6 protein-coding genes are annotated in these 9,555 nt (G+C 41.9%); 2 read left to right on the forward strand and 4 right to left on the reverse strand.

The window, feature by feature from the left end; translation table 11 throughout:
* The first annotated feature begins 74 nt into the window (after positions 1-74).
* Together EI161_RS06230 and EI161_RS06235 are read left to right on the forward strand one after the other, a co-directional pair.
* Positions 75-1,754 (forward strand): mechanosensitive ion channel family protein, encoded by a 1,680-nt coding sequence (locus EI161_RS06230; protein WP_192523958.1) that lies wholly within the window; start codon positions 75-77, stop codon positions 1,752-1,754.
* Positions 1,755-1,839: 85 nt separating this feature from the next.
* Positions 1,840-2,142, forward strand: a complete 303-nt coding sequence (locus EI161_RS06235) for a hypothetical protein (protein ID WP_192523957.1) — start codon at positions 1,840-1,842, stop codon at positions 2,140-2,142.
* Between the two features lie 88 nt (positions 2,143-2,230).
* Here the strand turns inward: EI161_RS06235 and rnr are convergent, their stop codons facing one another.
* The 4 genes from rnr to thrS form a co-directional block, all read right to left on the reverse strand.
* Complete coding sequence (gene rnr / locus EI161_RS06240) at positions 2,231-4,525, reverse strand: ribonuclease R (RefSeq protein WP_192523956.1); 2,295 nt, start codon at positions 4,523-4,525, stop codon at positions 2,231-2,233.
* Between the two features lie 144 nt (positions 4,526-4,669).
* On the reverse strand, positions 4,670-5,914 hold the full coding sequence (locus tag EI161_RS06245) for a toxic anion resistance protein (protein WP_192523955.1): 1,245 nt from the start codon (positions 5,912-5,914) through the stop codon (positions 4,670-4,672).
* 446 nt (positions 5,915-6,360) lie between these two features.
* Positions 6,361-6,864 (reverse strand): translation initiation factor IF-3, encoded by a 504-nt coding sequence (infC, locus tag EI161_RS06250; protein WP_192523954.1) that lies wholly within the window; start codon positions 6,862-6,864, stop codon positions 6,361-6,363.
* 23 nt (positions 6,865-6,887) lie between these two features.
* Entirely contained in the window at positions 6,888-8,822 is a 1,935-nt protein-coding gene (thrS, locus tag EI161_RS06255; RefSeq protein WP_192523953.1) for a threonine--tRNA ligase, read from the reverse strand.
* Between the last annotated feature and the right edge of the window lie 733 nt (positions 8,823-9,555).

Genomic DNA, 9,555 nt, shown 5'->3' on the forward strand with positions numbered 1-9,555 from the left:
ACTACGAATAGTAGACTGAGCGAGTCTGACACCGTATCCGATTTATATAGGATTGACTATAGCAAAGGATGCTTATGGCCACTTACATTGACCGACCACTGAAGCGCTGTTCTTTAACAGCGTGGGGTCAGATAGTGTTGTTATTAAGCCTCTTTTTTACTTTGCCGGCTTATGCTGCTGCTGAAACTGAAGGTAATACCTCCGATAGTATAATAGCAGATACCGCAAAGGCGTTAGGGTTACCGGAGACGGTATTAACTCCTAGTACAGAAGCCGCTATAGACGATAGCGCGAAGGCAACAATTGATAATTCAGTTGCGCCTAGCGCCTCCGTTACTGAGCCTGTCAAACCGCCACCGGTTATCATTGGCGAAAGTACCAATAATGCTCAGATTGAAACGACCCCCACCCCGCAAAAAGACAACGAGATTGGTCAACGTATCAGTGGTATTTTTTCTGAGATAGAAGGTCTGCAAGCGGTCAATATCGACGTCACCCAAGGTGTTGTCACCTTAACAGGGGAGACGCCAAACGAGAAAAAAGCGCAGCAAGCGATCAATCTCACCAACCGCTTAACAGATGTGGTCACTGTAGAAGATAAGATTAATCGCACTTTAGACGTACAAGACAACGTCACAACAGTATATCAAGGATTAAAAGCCCAGTTCAGAACCTTCATTAAAGCCTTGCCGTTACTAGGCGTTGGTATTGTAATATTTGGTTTGGTGGCATGGCTTGGCAGTTGGTTATCGCATCGACAAAAGATGTGGCAACGCCTAACACCCAATCCATTCGTCGCTGAGCTATTATCACAAACCATTAAAGTTGTTTTTATTATTGTCGGTTTGATATTAGCATTGAGTTTGGTAGGGGCGGAGACTATTTTAGGAACGCTACTTGGCGGGGCAGGTGTTATCGGCATTGCGGTAGGTTTTGCGGTAAAAGACAGTATTGAGAACTATATTGCCTCCTTACTGCTTAGTATTCGTCAGCCATTTCGGGCGCGTGACCAAATTGTCATCAACGATAAAGAAGGTATCGTGGTACGTCTGACCTCACGAGCAACCATTTTAATGACGCTGGACGGTAATCAGCTGCGCATTCCTAACGCTGAAGTATTTAAAGCCACCATTCTGAATTATACCAAAAACCCCGAACGGCGCTTTACCTTTGAGCTTGGCGTTGATGCCAATGACGATCCGTTAGCGGCTATCAAAGTGGGACTGGATGCGCTACATAGCTTAGCGTTTGTGTTAGATGAGCCAAAAGCGATTGCGGTCATCGCCAATGTTGGTGACTCTAACATTATTCTTGAGTTTCAAGTATGGGTTAACCAAACAGAGACTGACTTTTTTAAAGCGCGTAGTATTGCCATTCGAGAGACCAAACATGCCTTAGAAAACGAAGGCTTTAGTTTACCTGAACCTATCTACCGCTTACGCTTTAATCATAAAGTTGAAAAGGCACTTGAGCACATTCAAAATACAAGTGACAGTAAAAAATCTGGCTCAGAGATGACGGTTACGCCGACCACACCTGAGCAAGTAGACGATACTATTATCGATGAAAGCACTGTGGATGACAAAGATAAAAAACAAGCCAAAGCCCGTGCTAAGCAAATCCTACAAAGCCCTAACGCCAATGAAGTGCTTGATGCACGCCCTGACGAAAAACTGATGGAAAAAGTCGAACAAGAAATTGCTGATAATACAGGTGAGACAGATCTATTGAATAGTAATAGCCCGCAAGAATAAGAATGACTGATAAATATTAAAAATGGGCATAAAAAATGCAGTAAAACGTATATGTAAATAATTATCCAAATATACGAGACATTTTATGCAAATGAAACATCTGATTATATTCGCGCTGGTCGGCATGGTGGCACTACTTGGCTTTAACCTCATTAATGGCAATCAACGTGAGAAAAATAGAGAAGTAATCGTGAGCAATGCGACGTCTGAGCAGTCTCCTAGCAAGGCTATAACTGAGACGGACAAGGTAGCAAATAGCTCGACCGATATCGCCAGCCAACCTCTTGGCAAACAGCCCAAAGCCATCCTTGATAGCGCAACGACTCAAATAGAGCAAGCACAACAAGCGGATCAACAACGCTTAGACCAGATGGGCAGTGCAGAGTAGCTTTAAAAACCAGCTGTCATAAAAATTAAGCATAAAAAAGGCTAACGATAACGTTAGCCTTTTTTATTATTTGACGTTGTTGTTAAACCTAGCTTTTCTTACTAGCGCCTTTACTGCGGCTAGCTGTTTTTTTAGCGGGGCTTTTCTTATCAGTGTCTTTTTTATCGGTGCTTTTCTTAGAGGAACCTTTTTTGGTTTGATTCATTTCGCTAGATTGCAGCTTAGCTTTTAAATCAAAGTCAATTTGTAATAGGTCCATGTTCACGCCAGCCACTTTTACTTTGACTGAGTCGCCAAGTCCGAATAACGTGCCTTTGTCTTTACCGATCAGCTGCTGTTGCTGCTCATCATAGACAAAGAAGTCATCACCAACATTGGAGATATGCACCAAACCATCAATGTAAAGGTCAGTCAGCGTAACAAACAAACCGAAGCTAGTCACTGTAGTCACCACGCCTTCGAACTCTTCGCCGACATGATCTTTCATATAATGACATTTGAGCCAAGATTCTACATAGCGTGAGGCCTTTTCTGCGCGGCGCTCTGTATCAGACGTTTGCGTACCAGCACCTTCAAGAGAGAAGTCCATCACTGGCTGCTTACTATTAGTTACTTGCGCTTTGATCGCACGATGCAACATTAAGTCAGGATAACGACGGATCGGCGAGGTAAAGTGGCTATATTCGTCATAAGCCAAACCAAAGTGACCGATATTGTCAGGCGAATAGTTCGCTTGCATCATTGAACGCAGCAGCATGCTATGAATACTAATCGCATCTGGTCGGTCTTTGGTCGCTTCGATAATACGCTGATAATCGGCTTGGGTTGGGCCTTCTTCTGGGAAGCTTAGACCGAAGTTTTTTGCATATTCATGGATACGCATCGACTTTTCGCCATCAGGCTTATCGTGGTTACGATACAAGACTGGCAGCTCATTTTTTAGCGCAAAGTTTGCGGCACACGTATTGGCGAGCAGCATACACTCTTCAATAAGTTTTTGAGCATCGCCACGAGTACGCGGTAAGATGGCTTCAATACCACCTTTTTCGTTAAACTTAATATAAGTCTCAACAGTCTCAAATTCCATTGCATGGCGTTCTTCACGCTTTTTGAGCAGTAGCTCATACAATTGGCTTAAGGTATCAACAGATTTTTTGACCGCTTTATTACCCGTTAACGACTTAGGTACATTGTCGTCTTTTGGGTTATCAAAATAAGCATTTACTTGGTTATAAGTCAGACGCGCTTGTGAATGCATCACACCTGGATAAAACTCATAACTGGTAATTTTGCCAGCACGAGATATTTTAATATCGGCAACCATACAAAGGCGATCACGCTCAGGATTCAATGAACAAAGACCGTTAGACAATACTTCTGGTAGCATTGGAATCACACGGTGGGGGAAATAGACTGATGTACCGCGCTCATAAGCGTCTTGATCAAGTGGCGAGTTTGGCGTGACATAATAACTCACATCAGCAATCGCAACTAATACACGATAGTTACCACCAGAGCGTTTTTCAGCAAATACAGCGTCATCAAAATCACGTGCATCTTCACCATCAATGGTGATAAGTGCTAGATCACGTAAGTCGGTACGACCTTTTAAGTCTTTGGCAGTAGGCTCTTGATACGCATTGGCTTGCTCTAACGCCGCTTCATTAAATTCTGACGGAATATCATAGTTGAGAAGGGTTGTCTCAATAATCAATTCGCGGTCGTTGTCATCAGACAATACTTCAGTGATTTTGCCAGTGGCAAATTCATGCTGGTTTGGCCAATCAATGATATCAACCTTGACAGGCGCACCTTGTTTGACATTAAGTGCTTGCACATTATCGTCAGTGACGGTAATCGGTTGATGATTGTTTGGGCTACCAAGCTCGACACAATAGCCATCTTCATCACGTGCTAATGTACCAATAAAGTTGTTTTGGCGACGTTCGACGACATCAACGATACGTCCTTCCGTACGACCACGATTGTCTGTGGAAGTACCGACTGCATCTACGGTATCGCCATTAAACACCCAGCGCATTTGCTTTTCATGTAAAAACAAATCTGGCATATCACTTAATAGTACAAAGCCAAAACCTTTTGGGTGGGCAGAAACCGTACCGGTGACGATATCTTGCTGGGTCACGGTGCGATAGCGATAAGGACGACCGTCGCGGTTTACTTGTCCATCACGTGCCATCGCTTTTAGGCGATTTCCTAACGCGTCAAACTGGTCTGGGTCATCAATATTAAAGGCTTTTGCCAATTGTTGATGCGTGACTTCGCCATGTTCAGTAATCGTGCTGAGTATCAGCTCACGACTAGGGATGGGATTGTCATATCTTTTTGCCTCGCTTGAGGCGTTTGGATCATTCCAACTCATAAATTACCGTATCTATTTTTAAAATTATTAATAGTAGCTATCTTAACACGAACGACGTTGTAATATCTTGCGTCAATTGTCTTATGTGTGTCTGGTAGCGAGGAGGAGCGGTCACCTTTGATAAGTAACCGCTGTCGAGATAAATCAAATATCGACATCGACCGTACTTGATTTATTGTTTATCTTTTTAGTGTCTATTTCTTTTGACACTTCAAGCACTGTGGTTTGATTCGATTTATCTAGGTATTTTTGGGCTTTATCAACCTCGGAGGTCAAGGTGTTGACCGTTTGTTTCATGTTTTCTAGGGCTTCAATTTTGTAGTTGCTAATCATATCCATCGTATCATAGACGTTATTGAAGGCATTTTGTAATTTATCAAGCTCAATGCTGCTGCTGGTGGCTTGCTCATGAATCTCGCCCGATTGGCGTTTCAGCATCGCTGAGGTCGATTCAATCAGGCTGCTAGTGGTTTTGTTCAAAGCAGTGATTTGATCAAGTACCAGTTTTTGATTGGTCATGGCTTGAGCTACCACAACGGCGGTACGCAGCGCAGAAACAGTGGTTGTCGTCGCGCGATCCACCCCTTTAATCAGCTCTAGATTATTACGGCGAATGGTATCCAGTGCTAAATAACCTTGGACGTTTACTGCTAATTGGGTCAAAAAGTCAGTATTTTTTTGGCGCACATAAAACAACATCTCTTCTTTAATAATACGCGCTTTTTCAGGGTCAGTCGCTTCAATAGCATAAACCTTTTGTTCTAGCTGCTCGTCGATTTTTTTGCCGACATAAACGTACTGACGAATAGATTGCATCAACTCCCACATATTGACTTTTTCTTGCTCAATCATGGCATTGTCTTTAAGCAGCTCATCTTTACCATTATATAGACTGGTCACAACCGCATTGATATGAGATTGTGCCGACTCGTATTGGCGAAAGTAATCTTGTACTTTATTACCAAAAGGAATGAGGCCGAAGAGCTTACGCGAGCTGGTCAGCTCTTTTTTACTCGGGTCTAAGTCTTCAACGATACCGCGTAGCTCGGTTAAAGACTTGGCGATAGGGGAGTTATCAAACAGGCTGTCATTGAGACTTTTTGCTGGCAAATCTAACATACGGTTAGAGACTTGTGCAGATTCGCGAATCTCTTTGGTACCCAAGTTATGTATAGATTGTACGTTTTGCTGAAATTCAGAACTGTGCACCGAATTATTGATGACGTGATCGACAAAGGCATCAACTTTGGCATCGAGTTCTGGGATTTGACTCTCATCCAGCTTGACCATCTGATCGGCTTCGCTTTTTTGTACTTCTTTTACAGGCTCAGGGGCGGACAAGGTGATGCTTGGCGTAGAACTATTTTCAGGTGGGGTTAACTCTTGCATAAAGTTTCCTATAATATTTAAAAAGGTAATGTGGTTATCACCGACAGGGATAGTCGTGGTATTGATTGTTGTTATGCTCTTAATTGTTTTTATTTGAATTATCTTTAAGAGTGATAGAACAGACCTTTAGATTAACTGGTAATGAAAAGGTTGAGAAGATGGGTTTTGTAAACTGAGTTTTGTAAGCTATTATCGGTTCAAAATAAAAGCGATACGATTGTAATAAAGTAAATAGTGACCTGCTATTGTGATAAGTTTTTCTTACTTACTGTTCAAAAAATCCTAACTTACTATATTTAAAAATAACATTTGAAAATAAGGGTTTGCTGGGTTGAATATTAAAAAACCATCAATATCCCGCAGCATATTGATGGCTTGAATTTAAATATCTATTTACACATCTATATAAGCTGACAGTTATAATAAATAGCAGCCTATTGAACAGACTATTTTTTCTTAGTAGGACCTAACAGCATACCCATTTGACGACCTTCCATCTTTGGATATTGCTCGACGTTTGCAATCTCAGCAGTGTCTTCGATAATGCGATCTAGCTGTTTACGACCAATCTCTTGGTGCGCCATTTCACGACCACGGAAACGAATACTGATTTTAACTTTGTCTTGGTCTTCTAAAAAGCTGACGATTTTTTTCAGTTTGACCTGATAATCGGCTTCTTCAGTACTAGGACGCAGCTTCATCTCTTTCAGCTGAGTTTGCTTTTGGTTCTTTTTAGCTTCTTTCGCCTTTTGCTTTTGATCATAGAGGAAATGCTTATAGTCCATAATCTTGCAAACAGGCGGCTTGGCATCTGGAACCAATTCGACCAAATCTAGATTGTCCTCACGTGCCGCTTTCATCGCGGTTTCGATATCGACCACGCCCATCTGTTCGCCGTCTTCTTTAACCAGACGGACTTCTTTGACATTGATATCTTCGTTGATGTTCAAACGGTTTGACTGTTTAATAGGTATTACTCCTCATCTGTTTTTGGGGTCTGTCGGCCTTTTTTAGCGACAGCGGTCTGTACTAAGGTAATAAATTCAGCAACACTCATGACGCCAAGGTTTTCACCTTCACGCGTACGGACATTGACACTGCCCGATTCGACTTCTTTATCCCCTAATACTAGCATATAGGGAATACGTTCTAATGTTTTCTCTCGTATCTTAAATCCAATCTTTTCGTTACGCAAGTCACTAATAGCTCGCAAACCAGCATTTTTTAGCTCGCTGACCACATTTTCGCAAGCATCGGCTTGTTTATCGGTGATATTCATCACGGCCACTTGTTGCGGTGCTAGCCAAACTGGCATCCAACCAGCATAGTTTTCAATCAGTATACCGATGAAACGCTCGAACGAACCTAAGATGGCACGGTGCAGCATAATCGGTACTTCGCGCTCGTTTTGCTCATTAACAAATTCAGCGTCGAGACGTTCTGGCATATTTGGGTCAACCTGAATCGTACCGCACTGCCACACGCGACCTAGCGAGTCTTTTAGACTGAATTCAATCTTGGGACCATAGAACGCGCCTTCACCGGGTAGATATTCCCAATCAAGACCTGAGTTATCAAGTGCATCAGACAGAGCCTTTTCAGCAAAATCCCAAGATTCATCGCTGCCGACGCGTTTTTCAGGACGGGTCGAGAGTTTCATAATGATGTTATCAAAACCAAAATCTTCATAAACCGCAAGAGTCAGTTGAATAAAGTCAGCGACTTCTTGTTGAATTTGCGCTTGGGTACAGAAGATATGCGCATCGTCTTGAGTGAAACCCCGTACGCGCATCAGGCCATGCAATGAGCCAGATGGTTCGTTACGATGACACGAGCCAAATTCTGCCATCCGTAATGGCAATTCACGGTAAGATTTCAAGCCTTGGTTAAATACTTGCACGTGACAAGGACAGTTCATTGGTTTTACCGCATAATCACGGTTTTCGCTCGACGTGGTAAACATGTTGGTTGCATAGTTACCCCAGTGTCCTGAGCGTTCCCATAAGCTACGGTCAACGATTTGCGGTGTTTTAATTTCTTCATAGCCATTGTCATATTGTACTTTACGCATATATTGCTCAAGTACTTGATAAATGGTCCAACCATTGGCATGCCAAAACACCATCCCCGGCGCTTGCTCTTGCATATGGAACAGATTGAGCGCTTTACCAATCTTACGATGGTCGCGTTTTTCTGCTTCTTCAATACGTTGAATATAAGCTTTTAAATCTTTTTTATCGGCCCATGCTGTACCATAGATACGTTGTAGCTGTTCATTCTTAGCATCACCGCGCCAATAAGCGCCTGACATTTTAGTCAGCTTAAATACTTTTAAGAATCGGGTGTTTGGTACGTGTGGACCACGGCACATATCGACGTATTCTTGATGATGATATAGACCAAAGGCTTCTTCACCTGGCATATCATTGATAAGTTTAAGCTTATAGTCTTCGCCGCGCTCTTCAAAGATTTTGATAACTTCATCGCGTGGCGTTATCTTTTTGATAACGTCATAGTCCTGCTTTATCAACTGCACCATGCGCTTTTCGATAGCTTCCATATGCTCAGGGGTAAATGGCGTTTCACTATAGATGTCGTAATAAAAGCCTTCATCAATGACAGGGCCAATAACCATTTTTACATCAGGATATAGCTGTTTGACCGCATGACCCAATAAGTGCGCACACGAATGGCGAATGATGTCGACACCATCGGCATCTCTTGGTGTGACGATTTCTACTTTGGCATCATGGGCGATAGGGTCGTGTGCATCCACTAGATGACCGTCTACACGTCCAGCGACCGTCGCTTTAGCCAATCCTGCCCCAATACTTTGCGCCACTTCCATGACCGAGGTGTTGCCTTCGAAGTTTTTTACGCTACCATCGGGTAAAGTAATCGCTACCATAATCTATTCACCTTTTTGAGTCCGTTGGCAGTGATGATTGCAACCATCAATCATATAACCGTAAGACTGCATCAATTATATCTAATCACTATGATATGTTGTAAGAGATATACACTACTTAAAAGCACTGAGCTCAGATATATATAGCATCGCGATTCATAGCCATTTAACAAGCTATGATCGAATCATTATAAGGAAAAGCGATCTACCTTCTATATAAAGACAGGCAGAACTACTATTAAGTAATGTCATAAAAGCGGCTATTATAGCAAAAACCGTCTATAAACACTAGATAGCAAGGGGTCAGTCAGCTTCTATATATATAGGTGCTATCTTGGTAAATATCAAGGAAGATAAATATAACTAGAGATACAGCGCAAGAGTTTACTAATAGTTATAATGTCATTGATACGATAAAAATGAGAGAATTTATCTATAAAGTAAAGCCCAAGAGCTTATTTAAAAGAACAGTTATAAGGTATCAGGTTAAACAATAAGGGGTTTTAGCCACTTTATTAGAATATGGTTTCAAGTAATTGGAAAATAACTTTACTGTAAGTTATTGAAAAATATAGATTGTTGTTCACCTAATGAAATTAATTCAAAAACCTGTCGAAAAGCGGTTGACACCCATCTCAAACCGTCTATAATACGCACCTCATTAGGGAGAACTGGAACACCTAATATGTAGATTACATATTAATAACCCAGCTAACTCATTGAAACAAATTAT

The organism is Psychrobacter sp. FME5, assembly GCF_014861375.1.
In the GTDB taxonomy this organism is placed as follows: domain Bacteria; phylum Pseudomonadota; class Gammaproteobacteria; order Pseudomonadales; family Moraxellaceae; genus Psychrobacter.